We start from the raw sequence: 15,144 nt of genomic DNA on the forward strand, positions 1-15,144 counted from the left end.
CGGGGGGACGGCGGTGCAGGTGGAGGCCCATTGTCACGGTTCTGCTACATGGCCCGAACTCCCGGGCGGCCGGCCCCGGCGAGGCAACGGCCCCGTCTCCTTGGGCAGTCGGCCCGCCTCCGCCAACGCCTTCCGCAGCAGGAACTCGATCTGCGCGTTGGCCGAGCGCAGCTCGTCCCCGGCCCACCGCGCCAGCGCGTCGTACACCAGCGGGTCCAGCCGCAGCAGCACCTGCTTGCGCTGCTGCGGCCGCCGCTTGGGCGAGGATCCCCCTGAAGGATCTGCGGATGCGGTCACTGGTAGAGGGTCCCAGTGTTGAGGACCGGCTGCGGGGACCTGTCACCGCACAGCACCACCATCAGGTTCGACACCATCGCCGCCTTCCGCTCCTCGTCCAGCTCCACGATGTCCCGCTCGGAGATCCGCGCCAGCGCCGCCTCGACCATCCCCACCGCTCCGTCGACGATCTGCCGCCGCGCCGCGACGACCGCGCCGGCCTGCTGCCGCTGGAGCATCGCCGAGGCGATCTCGGGGGCGTACGCGAGGTGCGTGAAGCGCGACTCGATGATGTGCACGCCGGCCGCCTCCACGCGCGCGTGGAGCTCGGCGGCGAGCTTCTCGGTGATCTCCTCGGCGTTGCCGCGCAGCGAGAGGCCGTCCTCGTCATGCGCGTCATACGGGTACTCGATGGCGATGTGCCGCACCGCCGCCTCGGTCTGAGTGGAGACGAACTCCAGGAAGTCGTCCACCTCGAAGGTGGCCTGGGCGGTGTCCTCGACCTTCCACACCACGACCGCGGCGAGCTCGATCGGGTTGCCGTAAGCGTCGTTGACCTTCAGTACGGCGGTCTCGTGGTTGCGGACGCGGGTGGAGATCTTCGTGCGGGAGGTGAACGGGTTCACCCAGCGCAGCCCGTCCTCGCGGATCGTCCCGCGGTAGCGCCCGAAGAGCTGGACGACCCGGGCCTCGCCCGGCGCGACCATGTTCAGCCCGCACATGGCGAGGAACGCGACGAGGGCGACCAGGACGCCGCCGATGATCAGGGCGGCCTTGGCGCCGGTCCCGTCGACCGCCGTGGCGGTCACGACCATGCCTATGCCGAGCAGCAGTCCGGCCAGGCCCAGCAGCAGCGCGAGCCCGCCGCCGATGCAGCGCGCGGCGAACTCCCGCACGCGCGGGGCGGGCATCTCGGGTACGTCGGCGGTGGGTGTGGAGTCGTGCGTGGACGTGTCGTGTGTGGACATGGGTCCCCCCGTTCTGGTGCGGCGAAGCCCTGGCCGGCTTCGCTCATAGCTTCAGTCTATCTAAGTGATATCACTTTAACCCGTCCCGGCAACCCTTACCGTTCCTAAAGACTGAGCGGGAGGGAGTCCTGTCGCCAGAACTCATGCTCAGCCGAGCGCCCCGAACGGTGTTGGGCGTTCTGGTCCACCGCGTTCGCTCCGCGTCCGGCGCGCACGGATCGTGTCCGTGGTCCGGGGACGCGGGGGGCGGTTTCCCTCACGCCCCGGAGCGCCCGGTCGGGCCTGGACGGTCCGATGCCCGCACCCATCGCTCCGGTGGGTGCGGGGCGGTGCCGTCCGTCGCCGGATCGGATGCCCCAGGGCGCGCCTGCCGATCGCCACGGCAGCAGCGTCGTGGCGGGTCGTCTTGCGGGTCTTGCTGGTGAGGGGCTTTTGCCAGTGCTGGGCGCCCCACTTGGAGGTGTAGGCCGGGTCGACGGCAACGATGGTGATGCCGAGTTCGGCCGCCATGGACACGAGCCGGGCCCGCAGCCGGGAGGTGGGCATGCCGGAGATGAGGTTGCGGAACCTTTTGCGGCGGCCGTGCTTCTCCCGGGTCTTGTCCGCTTGGAAGTCGAGGTCTTCGATCGCGACCGCGAGGCTATGGCGTTTGGCCCAGTGCAGCAGGCGGATCAGGGCGTGCCTCACCTGCGCGTCGCGGTGGGCCGCGGTGCCGGACAGGTCGTAGCCGAACCGGAGCGGTTCGCCGACGGGGTTGCCGTGCTGGTCGAGGCGCCAGGCAGCCAGGTGGTCGGCGTTGGTGTCCACGCCGACCAGGCCGCCCGCGCGGGCCGCCTCCAGCGGCACCATCTGGACCGGCCGGCGCGTCCATGACGCGGTCAGGTACCAGCGGCCCCGCACGGCGTCTTCGTGGATGCGGTAGGCGACGGCCCGGTTGGCGGTGACCCGGTCGCGCCACTGCTCGCCCCGGTGCGCGAACGCCACGAGGGCGGTGAGCACGTACCGGCCGTGCGGGGCGTTCGCCAGGTGCGCCAGCGGCGCCGGGAGCTTGATCGAGGCCTGTCCGGTGTCGGTGACGCGGATGGTCTCGTTGCCGTACCTTTTCCCGGACTCGCCGTCGGCCTGCAGGAACCGGCGCCCGGCCTCCCACTGGGCGCGCCACTGCTCTTGGGTGAGCCGGGCGGCATCCAGGTTGTGCCGGGTGTTCAGCAGCCGTTTCCCGCCGCGCACCACGCGCACGGCCCCGGTCTCCCGGTCCGCCCGGGCCGTCTGTAGCCGGTCTTCGAGCGCGCGCAGGCGGCGGGACTTGGCGAACCACTCCTGCCTGCTGCGGTAGCCGCCCGGCGCCTGCTTGGTGCCCTTCTCGCCGATGGGCTGGGACAGTCGGTGCTCGATCGTCTCGATCCCGGCTGCAAGGCTCTGGATGTGCGCGAGCTGGCCACGCCGGGCGAGCGCCCACTGATCGTGGGCGGCCTTCGTGATCGACCCGGCCCAGCGGGAGGAGGACTGTTCCGTGAGGGTGCGCTTGCGCTTGGCCCACTGCTCGGTGTCGTGCTCCAGACCGGCCGCGCACCGCGCCTTCAGATCACGGGAAGCAAGCGAACCGAGCAGGTCGCCGACCAGGCGAAGCACCTTCTCGTCCCCAGCGGTCAGGCCCTTGAGCCGGGTACGGACCGCGACCCCCGAGGGACCGGGCACCATGAACGGCGCCACCACGTCCCGCAGCTCACCCACCCCGTCACCCCCGGCCCAGTGTCGAATCCCTCACCACACCCAACGACCACCACCGGCGAAGGTCACACATTCGATGCAAGAACTCCCGTTCGTCGCCGGAGAGGATGCCTGTCGCTGCCGGGAGGCACACTCATGCGCGCCAGAACACGCTCAAGTACCGTCGATCCTCACCTGCTCACAACCCCTCCTCGATGGTCGGTTCCATGGAGACGGGTGCTGATTGTCACGTCCGTAAAAGACCGGATCGAACGTCCTTTGTCACATCAAGCGGTGTTAGCTTTCTCAGCTGATGTGAGCCAGGAACCTTGTGTGACTGCCGAGAACGAAGGGGAGCGAACGGACTCATGGGACGAGCGGAAGAGAGACGAGCGCGCCAGCGCGGCGGTCACCGCGCGGCGCCCAAGAGCCGCCGTCGCTCGTCTCGCGCGGCTGGCAAGACCGGGAAGAGCGGCATACGCAGGCTCTTCACCTGGAAGAAGATCCTCGGCACCTTCTTCGGCCTGTGCCTGCTCGGCATCGGCGCCTTCATCGCGCTGTACCTGATGGTGGAGGTCCCCAACGGCAACGCGGCGGCGCGGGCCGCGCAGCTGCAGAGCAACGTCTACAAGTACAGCGACGGCACAGTCCTGGCGCGGAAGGGCACGCTCAACCGCGAGATCGTGGAACTCTCCAAGGTCCCCAAGGATGTTCAGCACACTTTCGTGGCGGCGGAGAACAAGACCTTCTACAGCGACTCCGGCATCGACCTCAGGGGCACGGCCCGAGGCCTGTTCAACACGGTCACCGGCAGAGGCACACAGGGCGGTTCGACGATCACCCAGCAGTACGTCAAGAACTACTACCTCAGCCAGGAACAGACTGTCACTCGCAAGCTCAAGGAGATGATCATCTCCTTGAAGGTGGACCGTCAGATGACCAAGGACCAGATTCTCGCGGGCTACATCAACACCAGCTACTACGGCCGTAACGCCTACGGCATCCAGGCCGCCGCCCAGGCCTACTACCGGATAAACGCCGAGAAGCTCACGGTCGAGCAGGGCGCCTACCTCTCCGCGCTCCTCCAGGCGCCGAGCCAGTACGACTGGGCGGTCGCGACCGACACCGGCAAGCAACTGGTGAAGCAGCGCTGGAACTACGTCCTGGACAACATGGTCGAGGAGGGCTGGCTGGACAAGGCCGACCGCGACGCCATGAAGTTCCCCGTGCCGAAGGAGCCGAAGCCCGCCGCCGGCCTGGAGGGACAGAAGGGCTACCTGGTCGCGCTCGCCAACCAGCAGCTCGAACAGCAGCTGATGCAGCAGCAGGGCATCTCGAAGTCCGAGGCGGAGGCCCAGGTCGTGGACCAGGGCTGGACCATAACTCTCAACATCGACAAGAAGAAGCAGGCCGAGCTGGAGAAGGCCGTCAAGGCGCAGCTGACCAGCAAGCTGGACAAGAAGAAGCGATCGGTCGATGCGGATGTCCAGGCCGGCGCGGTCTCCGTCGACCCCAAGACGGGCGAGATCGTCGCCTTGTACGGCGGCGTGGACTATTTCGACCACTACACCAGCAACGCGACCCGCACGGACTACCAGCCCGCGTCCACGTTCAAGCCCGTGATCCTCGCCGCAGCCCTGGAAGAGGGCGCCAAGACGCAGGACGACAAGCCGATCACCGCGAACACGATCTACGACGGCACCAGCAAGCGCCCCGTCAAGGGCAGCGCCATCGGCTTCGCCCCGGAGAACGAGGACGACAAGGACTACGGCGACGTCACCGTCCAGACGGCGATGAACAAGTCCATCAACTCTGTCTTCGCACAGATGGGCGTCGACGTCGGCATGGACAATGTGCTGGAGGTGGCGAGCAAGCTGGGCATGGACACCGCCGACCTGAAGGCGGTGCCCGCGCAGACCCTCGGCACCATGGGCGCGAGCCCGCTGCAGATGGCCGGGGTCTACGCCACCCTCGACAACCACGGCAAGAAGGTCACACCGACCATCCTCAAGTCGGCCGAGCACAACACCCGCACGGTCGACATGCCCGACCCGGTCGGCGACCAGGTCCTCACCCGCGAGGCCGCCGACACGGTCACCTCGGTGCTGACCGGAGTGGTCGACGACGGTACGGCCCGCGTGGCCGTGCGGGACAACCCGGAGCGCGAGGGCCGGCCGGTGGCCGGCAAGACGGGCACCTCCGACGACAACAAGTCGGCCTGGTTCACCGGCTACACGCCCGACCTGGTTACCTCGGTAGGCCTGTTCGGCGAGGACGACAAGCCTCCGCATCCGCAGGTCGAGATGTACGGCGCGGGTGGCGAGGACCGCGTCAACGGCGGCGGTTTCCCGGCGCAGATCTGGGCGGCGTACACCTTCGGCGTCTCGGCCAAGGACACCAAGTTCGACCTGGACACCGACCAGGGCGCGGCGGTCAAGCCGTCCGAGAAGCCGACCCCGACCCGGACCCCGACCCGCCCGCCGACGCAGGAGCCGACGACGGAGCCCCCGACGACGGAACCGACCACGTCGAAGCCCCCGACGTCGAAGCCGCCGACGCAGACCCCGACGACGAAGCCGCCGACGACCCCGCCGCCGAGCCCGTCGACGACTCCGCCCGTGGAGGAGATCCCGGAGGACAATCCGACGGACCCGGTCGAAGGTCAGTAGCGACAAGACAAGGGCGCCCGGTATTCGCCGGGCGCCCACAACCTCCCCCTATACTCCCGGCCTCCGCCGAAAAGCCGACGGGCGCTAAGCTGTGGTCACTTTCCAGACGCCACAGGCCCATATCTCACTCTTGGCGACGCTGCCCTTCCAGTGACCACGACAGGCAGCGATGGCCACCTCGGTCCCTTCGGCGATGTCGAAGTTGAGGTGCCGCGTGGTCCCCGCGCCCTCGCTGTTGAACCACCACTGGTCCTTCGAGCCGTACTGCATGTGTGCGACGACTGACTCGCCGTTCTTGACGTCGTCGACGATGTACAGGTGCTCGCCGTACGGCTTGAAGGTGACTTCACCCCCCGACGTGCCGCTGCTGTCCTGTTGTGTGTAGGCGGTGACGTTGGATCCGTCGGCGTAGGCGGACGTGTTGGTCAACGCGATCCCCGCGGCCGCGACAGCGATGGCGATGGTTCTACCGAGCGTGCGCTTCATCAGGCGTCTCGTCCTCGAATCGTGGTCATTGATCTCGGGCGGAACTCGAACTTCCTTTCGGATCGTAGGTGTTCGGCTGGGATTTCGCAGGTGTGACCAATGCCGCGCAAGGTAGAGCGACCACCTCAGGCCGTCACCCCGGCCGAGGGCGGGCGGTTCGAGGCTGCCCTCTGTAGGGGCAGTTTTGGCCTCTTTTGCTGCGTGCAGAATTGCGCTCCACTCATTCCGCTTCACGGAATCGTCACAGGTGTGACGAGTGAGGCAGCTCAGCCCCGTGTTCCGGAACCGCCCGTGCGGGCAGGTCGTGTTCACGCCATCGCAACAGGTGGCGCAGTAGTAAGCCCTTGCTCCCGGTGTTAGGGCTGTGCCTATGGTGATCGCCTCGCCCGGTGCTCTGACCACGCAGCCGGAACGTGCACTCCCAAACGACCGGGGACATCATCATCACGGGGAGGCTTCCTGATGCCGCAGTGCCGTCAGCCATGCGTGCGTCCGCACCGCAACTGTGCCCCCACGCCGGGTCTTTGAGCTGTCTGACCTCGTGGTGAGGCCGCGTCACTCTTCAGCTCCTCCCTGTCCCGCACTGCACAGAGGTGCTGCAGACCCCAGTACTCGGACACGACCTTTCTGAAGGAGAGCCACGCCTATGGCCGATGAGATGGTGCTCAGAGCCCAGCAGTTCGTCAACAAGACCTACGGCGGCCGCATCGGGATGACCGTCCAGGAAGACGGTAAGACCGGCTGGAACACTATGTATGCCCTCACCCGGGCACTTCAGTACGAGCTGGGCATCACCGCCCTGTCGAACGCGTTCGGCCCCACCACCTTGTCGACACTCACTTCGAAATACCCCAAGCTGAACGCCTCCACCACGCCGTCGGCGGACTTCTGCCGGATCATCCAGTCCGCCCTGTACTGCAAGGGCTACGACGGCGGCGAAATCGACGGCACGTACAACTCCCGCGTCCAGACCGCGATGGCCAAGCTCAAGGCCGACATGGGCGTCGACACGGTTTACCCAGGTGGGGACCTGACACCGAAGGTGTTCAAGGGCCTGCTGAACATGGACGCCTACGTCACCGTCAATAGCGGCTCGGACGCCATTCGCAGCATTCAGCAGTGGCTCAACCGGCGCTACATCAACCGCCGCGACTTCTACATCATCCCCTGCGACGGCCACCACTCCCGTGACGTCGCCAAGTCGATGCTCTTCGCGATCCAGTACGAGCTCGGCATGGCCGACGGTACCGCCAACGGCGTCTTCGGACCTGGCACTCAGGCCGGCCTGAGGAACCACACCGTCGCCGTCGGCACCACCGGCACATGGGCATCACTGTTCACCGCCGCGATGATCCTGAACAGGCGCAGCGTGCCATTCGGGAACTTCACCGGGGACGTGAAGGCCGGCGTCGAAGCCTTCCAGTCGTTCGTCAAGCTCCCCGTCACAGGCATCGGCGACTTCCAGACCTGGGCCTCCCTGCTGGTCTCCTACGGCGACCAGTCACGCAAGGGAACCGCATGCGACGGCGTCACCATGATCACCCCCGCTCGTGCGCAGGCGCTGAAGGACGCCGGCTACATGTACATAGGCCGGTATCTATACAATCCCTCGACCACGTCGCTGCCGGAGAAGGAGATCCAGCCGGGCGAACTCGCCACGATCAAGCAGTACGGGCTGCGCTGCTTCCCGATCTACCAGACCTGGGCCCGCTCGGTCGATTACTACAGCCCCGATCAGGGCACCATCGACTGCCGGAATGCCGTCTGGAAGGCCGAGGAGCACGGCTTCATGGCTGGGGCGCGGATCTACTTCGCGGTCGACTACGACGCCGTCGACGACGAGGTCACCTCGCACATCCTGCCGTACTTCCGCAGCATCAGAGACATCATGTCCAAGCTGGAAAGCCCGTACCGGATCGGCATCTACGGTCCGCGGAACGTCTGCTCCCGCGTCTCTGCCGCCGGATTCGCCGATGCGAGCTTCGTCTCCGACATGTCGTCCGGGTTCTCCGGCAACCTGGGCTACTCGATGCCTGAGAACTGGGCGTTCGACCAGATCGCCACCAAGACGGTCGGTTCCGGCGCCGGCGCCATCGAGATCGACAACAACATCGCCTCCGGTCGCGACCTCGGCCAGGGCGACTTCAGCCCGGCACCCGCGCAGAAGCTCGACGTCCGCTTCGACGGCTCCTACGGAGAGGCGCTGAAGAAGGAGGCCGTCGACTACATGCGGTCGGTCCGGGAGGACGAGCCGCGGTTCATCTACACCAAGGAGGAATGCCTGGATGTGATCATGTCCTATGATCCCGTGCTCACCTCCTGGGCTCGTCGACTCCGCATGCGCAAGGCACTCATCCAGACGACCGCCTTCTGGGAGTTCTGCCACTACGACATAAAGGACCTCGCCGGAGCCGCTGGCGTGGTGTGGTACCACACTGCTGCCATCCCCGACTGGGGCAAGGATCTGCCTGGCGTGACGAAGCTCAGGGACAGCAGCACCGGAGTGGCGAAGATGTTCGGGCGTACCGCGATCCTTGCCCGGAACAACTCGATCCGGGCCGGTCTCCTCGAGGGTACGATCCTCGACCCCGGCAACGACTCCGAGCTGTTCGCGACGTGGGACCGGGTCCGCGCCGAAAACGGGTTCTGCCTGGCCACGGTCCCGCATGTGCAGATTTGGTGCGCCGACGGCAAGGCAGGCGATCCCCACGAGGAGACGAGGAAACGGCGCCCTGCCCTCGACTACACCGACAGCGAGACGTACGAAATCCTCCGCCGCTACCAGGGGTGGGGAACCGTAGCCGAAGCGGACGCCCGCCTGCGCATGCCCCTGTATGCGATCTTCGAGAAGTACAACCGGATCATGCGGGAGTCCTGATCTCCCGTGCTTGCGGCATCCGACCCTTACGAGGGGCACAACTACTTTGTCCTGCTGGCCATCATGCTGCTCGCCGGACCGGCTGCTCTGCTCGCCCTGGCCGGATACGCGGCTGCTGCCGGACGCAGGTGGAGAGAGGGTCGTCCCGGTGCGCTCTGGGAATGCTGCGCTGCGCTGGCCCTGGCAGCCTCCATCGCGGTGTACATGTGGGGATGCCTGCACCTGATGTTCGTCGACGACCGGAACATGGTCGAAGAGTGCGCGAAGGCCGGCGGCGAGGACAAAGCACGCCAAGTTGACGGATACATCGGCGAGTTCGTCCCTCTTCGGTTCATCTGCCACATGCCGAACGGCCGTAGCTACACCGCCATCGTTCCCGACTACATCAACCCGACTGCCGCCGCATTTCTCCTGCTGATGGCCTGCTGCATCTGCATGTCGGTCATTCAGCGGCGGGCGGCGGCTCCAGGCAAGAAGGAGTCACGATCATGAAACCCGTCTCACGCCGGAGTGTTTTGACAAGAGCCGCCGGCCTGACCGCCGCTGCGGCCCTGGCAACATCCGTTCCGGGCCTGCTGTCCTCGCCCGCTCACGCTGCCGGTCCCGCACCCGGGCCGGATGACGAAGAACTGAAGGAAGCGATCCGGCGATTCCGGGCACGTCAGCGCCGCATCCTGACGGGAAGACCCTCCACGAACGGGTGGGAGATGGAAAACGTCCTCGACGTGGACAGCTCGATCCATCTCCACGACGTTGCGGGTGCCAGTGGAGTGACCGTCACCCTGCGCGGCGGTGACGTCGCGGTCGTTTTGCTGCACGTGATCCGTCGCTTCCACTATGAGATCGACGAACTACGCCGGGGGGATGTGATCGGCTGGCGCCACCCTGGCAAGGTGCGCAAGGGGCTTGCCGAGTCGAACCAGGCATCGGGTACGGCGGTGCAGATCCGGCCCGGTTTCTACCCCTCTGGCGTGCGGGGCGGGTTCTTCCCGAACCAGGTCGTGACCATCCGGGACATTCTCGCCGACTGTGACGGCGTGGTCCGGTGGGGCGGCGACGACAAGCACCCGGACGAGGCGTTGTTCTATGTCGACGTCGAGTCCGGTGACGGCAGACTGCTGAAGCTCGCGGAGAAGATCCGAGGCTGGGACTGGACTCCCGGTAGGGGGGCAGGTTCCGGCGTCGACCCGCTCCAGCCGTCGCGGAGGCATGCCGCCGAACGCCTTGCCCGACAGCAGTCCTGAGCAGCGGGCGGTGGCCCCTGCCGGGGTTACTGGTTGTGCTGGTCGCGGCGCCTCCCGCCGCGACCGCTCCGATGACAGGCCGGTCCTCATCGTGCTGGGACCGGCCCGTGCTGTGTTAGCACTCAGCCCCGGTTGAGCTCGAACCACACAACCTTCCCGGTACTCAACCGAGTCGCCCCCCACCGCCTGGCCAGCCGATTCACCAAGTACAACCCACGCCCACCCTCATCAGTCGCCCGAGCCTGCCGCAACCGCGGCAACTGCGGCACATCGTCACCGACTTCGCACCGCAGCACGTCGGTGCGCAGAAGCCGCAACGTGATCGGCCGGGAGGCGTACCGCACCGCATTCGTCACCACCTCGCTGACCAGCAGCTCCACGGAGTCGGTGAGATCCTCCATGCCCCAGCGGGACAGCGCCCGGCGCGCCAGTCGCCGGGCCCGGCCGGGCGCCGCGTCCTCCGGCTCCAGGAACCAGTACGCCACATCGCTCGGCGCGATCCCGTCGAAGCGGGCGGCGAGCAGCGCGATGTCGTCGTCCCGGTCGCCCGGGCCGAGCATGTCGAGGACCTCGTCGCACAGGGCCTCGAGCGGCGGCGGATGATCGGGACCGGTCAGCTGTGCGGTCGCTTCGAGCTTCTCCCGCAGCTGCTCTATCCCGGTCCACACGTCCCGCAGCCGCGACTCGACCAGCCCGTCCGTGTAGAGGAGCAGGGTGGCCCCGGCGGGCGCGTCCAGCTCCACGGCTTCGAAGTCGACGCCGCCGACGCCGATCGGCGCGCCCGGCGGAACCCGCAGCACCTCGGCCTCGCCGCCCAGGTGCAGCAGGACCGGCGGGGGATGGCCGGCGTTGGCGATGGTGATGCGGTGCGAGACCGGGTCGTAGACGGCGTACAGGCAGGTCGCCATGCGGTCGGTGCCGAGGCGCTGGGCCTGCTCGTCGAGGTGGTGCAGCACCTCCTGCGGGGGCAGGTCGAGGCCGGCGAGGGTCTGCGCGGTCGTCCGGAGCTGTCCCATGATCGCGGCGGACGTCATGGAGTGCCCCATGACGTCACCCACCACCAGCGCCACGCGGCTGCCGGGCAGCGGGATGGCGTCGTACCAGTCGCCGCCGACCCGCGCGGTCTCGGCGGCGGGCAGGTAGCGGGACGCCAGCCGTACGCCCGTGGGCCGGGGCAGGGTCTCGGGCAGCATGGTGCGCTGGAGCTCGTCGGCGATGTACGCCTCACGGCCGTACAGCACCGCCTTGTCGATGCCGAGCGCGCTGTGCGTGGCGAGCTGGGCGGCGACGAGCAGGTCGTCGGGCTCGAAGGCCAGGCGGTCCGGGCGGCGCAGGAACAGCGCGGCCCCGATCACCCGGCGCCGGCCGCGCAGCGGGGCCAGGATGGCGCGCTGCCCGCTCGGTACGACGAATTCGCCGCCCTCGCCCAGGAGTTCGGGCAGCGCGGCCCGTGCGGCCGGTGTGTCCGTGAAGACGGGACGCACCCCGCGCAGCACTTCGGCGAGCGCGCTGCCGGGCCGTACCTCGCACAGTTCGGTGCCGAGCGTGTCGAGTTCCGAGATCTCCGCCGGCTCCGGATGGAACGCGGACGTGAACCCGCCCTCGGTGTCCTCGACACCTTCCCCGATCGGCCGCAGCCGGTCGGTACGCCGCAGCCGTAGCACCAAGGGCCCGACGGGCCGCTCGTCGCCGACCGGCAGCGGGTCGCGCAGATAGACGAGGATCGCGTCCGAGAAGGTCGGCACGGTGGCCCGGCACAGACCCATCACGATCTCGTCGAGGTCGATGCCCCGGGCGATCCGCCGGGTCGCGGCGCCCACGAACCGCAGCCGGTCGCCGTCCCGCCGCATCGGCGTGGGCCGACCGGGCGGCAGCCCCTGTCCGCTACGGCGCTCGGGGCCGCCGGCACCGTCCGGGGACCGGTCCTGCTCGGTGCCCGGCTGGGCCGGGATGGTCTCGGGGACGGGCCGCGGACGGTGGGTGTCGGGCTCGGCGGCAGCGGCCGGCTGGGAGTGCTCGGGGTCGGTACCGACGGGTCTGGTGTCCTTACCGCTCGATGTCGTCGTGCTGGGGGTCGCCGCGGTGCTGGGCGTCGTCGTACCGGGCCCGGAAGGCGGTGTCTCGCCGGCGCGCGCCTGTGGCGGTAAAGCGCCGGCGCACGAGCCCGGCGCAGGCGCACCGGCACCGGCGTGCGGGGCGGGCGGCGTCGAGGCACGCACGAGCGCCCCGCGGGGATCCGCGGGGTCGGCGCCCGTCTGGGGGCGCTCGAAGGAGGTCGGCTGCTCCGTCACGCGTGTCGAATCCATCCGTCGTCCGGGGCTGCGCGCCGCGCGTGCAGTTGGTCCCGCCGAAGACCCGATACCCGGAATAGGTGTCCCAGGAACGGATTTCCCGCGTGGTCAGAGGCTGTTCCTGTGCCACCCACGGACCGTTCACGGTCCGTCCCGGTGTTGCCCTCGTACCCCTCGCTCACGTCCTGCCGCCCCTCGGTGACGATCGGTCAAGCCCAGCGCTTGCTCCGGTAGTTGCCACTGCGCATCCTTGCGGAGGACGATCCTACGTTTCCTGCCCCGGGGCGCAGCAAGGGTCTCATGAGGACATGTGCGCGGGCGTACGATCCCAGTCTTCCGGCAGGGGCGGTACGACCCAGGACGGATCCGGGCGCCAGTGCTGCCAGCCGTCCGAGAACGGTGGCCCCCAGGCGCGGATCACCTCCACTGCGGACAGGCCTGCCTCACGTACCTTCCGGGCCAGTTGAGCGTCCATCAGTCCGTCCCGCCGGGCCTGCGCGAACTCGTCCTCGTCCCGCCAGTGCCAACTGCGGTCCGGGTCCACGGTGATGTCGAGGAAGTGGTCCTCGGAGTCGACGCCGCAGTCCCAACGGGCCAGCGGCTCCTCAAGATTCACATACCAGTTCTTGAACCGCCAGCCCGGCTCCCAGAACAGCCACACCGACCACGGATCACCGGGCCGCGCGAGCTTGAGCACACCCGTCCCGAACCATCGGTCGCGCTGCACGGCCCGCGGCTTGGTGTAGCGGGTCTCCAGCGGCTCGACGTGCACGGGAGTGCCGTCGGCGAGCACCGGCTTCACGCACTCGGTGCCGGGAGCCAGCCACACGGCGAGCAACTCGCTGTCGTCCCGTACGACGGTGACGGGGCGCGCGATGTGGAAGCGTGCGCCGCCGTTCTCCCGGTAACGCCACAGGATCTGACTCCCGGGCGCCCAGAAGACCGCCGACCCGCCCGCTTCCACTTCGGCTCTCACCGCTCCACCGTCTGCCATGAACAGATATTAGGTGCCATAGGCATACGACGCTGCGGCGCGTGTCACGGTTCACGCCGGGGCCGTCATCGGTCCGCGATCGGTTACGGATGCGTCATCCGCAGGACATCCAGCGCCTCGTCGAGCTGCTCGACGGTGAGGTCGCCGCGCTCGACGTACCCGCCTTCGACGACGACCTGACGGATGGTCTTCCGCTCGGCCAGCGCCTTCTTGGCGACCCTGGCGGCCTCCTCGTACCCGATGTACTTGTTGAGCGGCGTCACGACGGAAGGCGACGACTCCGCGTACTCGCGAGCCCGCTCCCGGTGGGCGACGATCCCGTCGACGGTCCGTTCGGCGAGCAACCGGGAGACGTTGGCGAGCAGCCGGACGGACTCGAGCACGTTCTTGGCGATGACCGGCAGCATGACGTTGAGCTCGAAGTTGCCGGCGGCGCCGGCCGTGGCGACCGTGGCGTCGTTGCCGATGACCTGTGCGGAGACCATGAGGACGGCTTCCGGGATCACCGGGTTGACCTTGCCGGGCATGATCGAGGAGCCGGGCTGCAGGTCGGGGAGGCTGATCTCGGCGAGCCCGGTCCGGGGTCCGGAGGCCATCCACCGCAGATCGTTGGCGATTTTCGTCAGTCCGACCGCGACAGTCCGCAGCTGTCCGCTGGTCTCGACGATCCCGTCCCGGGCGCCCTGCGCCTCGAAGTGGTCGCGCGCCTCGGTCAGCGGCAGCCCCGTGACCCGGGCGACCTCCTCGATGACGGCGGCGGAGAAGCCGGGGGGCGTGTTGATGCCGGTGCCGACGGCCGTGCCCCCGAGGGGCAGTTCGGCGAGCCGGGGGAGGGAGGCGCGCAGCCGCTCGATGCCGTAGCGGACCTGGGCCGCGTACCCGCCGAACTCCTGGCCCAGGGTCACCGGGGTGGCGTCCATGAGATGGGTCCGCCCCGACTTCACGACGTCCGCGAACTCCTCGGCCTTCCGCTCCAGTGAGCCGGCGAGGTGGTCGAGGGCCGGGATGAGGTCCCGGGTGACGGCGGCGGTGGCCGCGATGTGGATGGAGGAGGGGAAGACGTCGTTGGAGGACTGCGAGGCGTTGACGTGGTCGTTGGGATGCACGCCCTTGCCGAGTCGCTCACTGGCCAGCGTGGCGATGACCTCGTTGGTGTTCATGTTGGACGAGGTGCCGGAGCCGGTCTGGAAGACGTCGACGGGGAAGTGCTCGTCCCACCGCCCCTGGGCGACCTCGTCCGCGGCCTCCTGGATCGCGTCGGCGATGTCCTTGTCGAGCACGCCGAGTTGCGCGTTGACCTTCGCCGCCGCGCCCTTGATCCGGGCGAGGGCCTCGATGTGGGCGCGCTCGATGTGCTGCCCGGAGATGGGGAAGTTCTCGACGGCCCGCTGGGTCTGGGCGCGCCATTTCGCTTCGGCGGGGACCCGGACCTCGCCCATGGAGTCGTGCTCGATGCGGTAGTCGCTCATGCCGGGTACAGCGATCGGGAGGGTGCGGATGTTCCTGCGGCCCGTTCCTTTCGCCCGGATGAGAAATTCGCCCGGATGAGAAACATGGGCAGCCCCCGGCGGGGTGCATTGGGGCGGAGCCCCCGCCGAGGTCCGGGGCGGAGCGCCAGGGCGGGGGTG

The 15,144-nt window shown here is 68.3% G+C and carries 10 protein-coding genes and 1 pseudogene; 4 read left to right on the top strand and 7 right to left on the bottom strand.

The genetic code is table 11. The features are described from left to right. Positions 1 to 33: 33 nt before the first annotated feature. The 3 genes and pseudogenes from ABT063_RS27450 to ABT063_RS27460 form a co-directional block, all read right to left on the bottom strand. Positions 34 to 297 carry a type II toxin-antitoxin system antitoxin gene (locus tag ABT063_RS27450; protein WP_351061625.1) on the bottom strand — a complete coding sequence of 88 codons (264 nt, stop codon included), beginning with the start codon at positions 295 to 297 and terminating at the stop codon, positions 34 to 36. Continuing rightward, the gene (locus tag ABT063_RS27455; RefSeq protein ID WP_351061628.1) at positions 294 to 1,244 is read right to left on the bottom strand and encodes an SPFH domain-containing protein; all 951 of its coding nucleotides are present in this window, start codon (positions 1,242 to 1,244) and stop codon (positions 294 to 296) included. Before ABT063_RS27455 ends, ABT063_RS27450 begins: the two co-directional genes overlap by 4 nt. Before the next feature lie 104 nt (positions 1,245 to 1,348). Beyond that, positions 1,349 to 2,978: pseudogene (locus ABT063_RS27460) on the bottom strand (IS200/IS605 family accessory protein TnpB-related protein). Between the two features lie 344 nt (positions 2,979 to 3,322). Between ABT063_RS27460 and ABT063_RS27465 the strand changes: the two are divergent. Further along, the gene (locus ABT063_RS27465; protein ID WP_351061630.1) at positions 3,323 to 5,623 is read left to right on the top strand and encodes a transglycosylase domain-containing protein; all 2,301 of its coding nucleotides are present in this window, start codon (positions 3,323 to 3,325) and stop codon (positions 5,621 to 5,623) included. A gap of 84 nt (positions 5,624 to 5,707) precedes the next feature. On the opposite strand, the gene ABT063_RS27470 is transcribed toward ABT063_RS27465, so the two are convergent. After that, complete coding sequence (locus ABT063_RS27470; RefSeq protein ID WP_351061633.1) at positions 5,708 to 6,109, bottom strand: hypothetical protein; 402 nt, start codon at positions 6,107 to 6,109, stop codon at positions 5,708 to 5,710. A 646-nt stretch (positions 6,110 to 6,755) separates the two neighbouring features. Here ABT063_RS27470 and ABT063_RS27475 point away from each other — a divergent pair. The 3 genes from ABT063_RS27475 (at position 6,756) to ABT063_RS27485 (ending at position 10,231) form a co-directional block, all read left to right on the top strand. Continuing rightward, positions 6,756 to 8,987: a glycoside hydrolase domain-containing protein gene (locus tag ABT063_RS27475; protein ID WP_351061636.1), complete on the top strand. Its 2,232-nt coding sequence runs from the start codon at positions 6,756 to 6,758 to the stop codon at positions 8,985 to 8,987. A gap of 6 nt (positions 8,988 to 8,993) precedes the next feature. Continuing rightward, the gene (locus ABT063_RS27480; protein WP_351061639.1) at positions 8,994 to 9,479 is read left to right on the top strand and encodes a hypothetical protein; all 486 of its coding nucleotides are present in this window, start codon (positions 8,994 to 8,996) and stop codon (positions 9,477 to 9,479) included. A gap of 215 nt (positions 9,480 to 9,694) precedes the next feature. Beyond that, positions 9,695 to 10,231: a hypothetical protein gene (locus tag ABT063_RS27485; protein WP_351061642.1), complete on the top strand. Its 537-nt coding sequence runs from the start codon at positions 9,695 to 9,697 to the stop codon at positions 10,229 to 10,231. Positions 10,232 to 10,353: 122 nt separating this feature from the next. Here the strand turns inward: ABT063_RS27485 and ABT063_RS27490 are convergent, their stop codons facing one another. The 3 genes from ABT063_RS27490 to ABT063_RS27500 all read right to left on the bottom strand — a co-directional run bounded on the left by ABT063_RS27490 (position 10,354) and on the right by ABT063_RS27500 (position 14,985). Then, a complete protein-coding gene (locus tag ABT063_RS27490) occupies positions 10,354 to 12,537 on the bottom strand; it encodes a SpoIIE family protein phosphatase (protein ID WP_351061645.1) in 2,184 nt (727 codons plus the stop codon). Positions 12,538 to 12,820: 283 nt separating this feature from the next. Next, positions 12,821 to 13,516 (bottom strand): cytidylyl-2-hydroxypropylphosphonate hydrolase, encoded by a 696-nt coding sequence (gene fomD / locus ABT063_RS27495; protein WP_351061648.1) that lies wholly within the window; start codon positions 13,514 to 13,516, stop codon positions 12,821 to 12,823. Between the two features lie 83 nt (positions 13,517 to 13,599). Beyond that, positions 13,600 to 14,985, bottom strand: coding sequence for a class II fumarate hydratase (locus ABT063_RS27500; protein ID WP_351061651.1), 1,386 nt, complete (start codon positions 14,983 to 14,985; stop codon positions 13,600 to 13,602). Positions 14,986 to 15,144: the final 159 nt, after the last annotated feature.

This window comes from Streptomyces sp. NPDC002838, assembly GCF_040295365.1.
Taxonomy (GTDB): Bacteria; Actinomycetota; Actinomycetes; order Streptomycetales; family Streptomycetaceae; genus Streptomyces.